Source organism: Bacillus sp. LR--39, assembly GCF_053613335.1.
This window is the reverse complement of record NZ_JBSIOT010001001.1, coordinates 1-660: the sequence shown is the minus strand read 5'-3', so window position 1 is coordinate 660 and position 660 is coordinate 1. Positions and strand designations below refer to the sequence as shown.

The following is a 660-nucleotide window of genomic DNA, read 5'->3' as shown; positions in this document are numbered from 1 at the left end:
TTCGCGCTTTTCTCCGTTTTGATCGGTCCGGTCATAATCATATACCCTGTACGTCGTATCGGAGCTCTGCTGTGTCTCCAAAACGACCGTCCCCTCGCAAAGAGCGTGAATCGTGCCGCTTGGCACATAATAAAAATCGCCCGGTTTGATTTTGATCCGCCTTAACAGGTTGTCCCAATCACCGCTGTTGATCATGGTGACCAGTTCAGTCCGCGTTCTCGCCGTGTGGCCGTAAACGATCTCTGCTCCTTCTTTGCAATCGATGATATACCAGCATTCTGTCTTACCGAGTTCCCCGTTTTCGTGCTCTCCTGCATAATAGTCATCCGGGTGGACTTGAACGGAAAGGTCTTGATTGGCATCAAGTATTTTCGTTAACAGCGGGAAACGGTCCCCCTCTGCACCTCCAAACAATTCACGGTGTTCGTCCCAAAGCTCGGCAAGCGTTTTTCCTTTGTAAGGACCTGAAGCAACGATGTTCGGACCGTTTGGATGGGCGGAAATGGCCCAGCATTCACCTGTCAAATCGGAGGGAATGTCATAGCCGAATGACTCGCGCAAAGCCGTTCCCCCCCAGATTCTCTCTTTAAACTCAGGCTGCAGAAATATCGGTGATTGAGTCATGCTGCCATCTCCTCCCTTAATTCACGATAGTCTTAT

1 protein-coding gene is annotated in these 660 nt (G+C 50.2%); it reads right to left on the bottom strand.

All coding sequences use genetic code 11. From position 1 onward, the window contains the following. Positions 1-624, bottom strand: a 624-nt coding sequence (locus ACWHAR_RS28045; RefSeq protein WP_452088563.1) for a type I phosphomannose isomerase catalytic subunit, incomplete at its 3' end; no start/stop codon positions are given. Between the last annotated feature and the right edge of the window lie 36 nt (positions 625-660).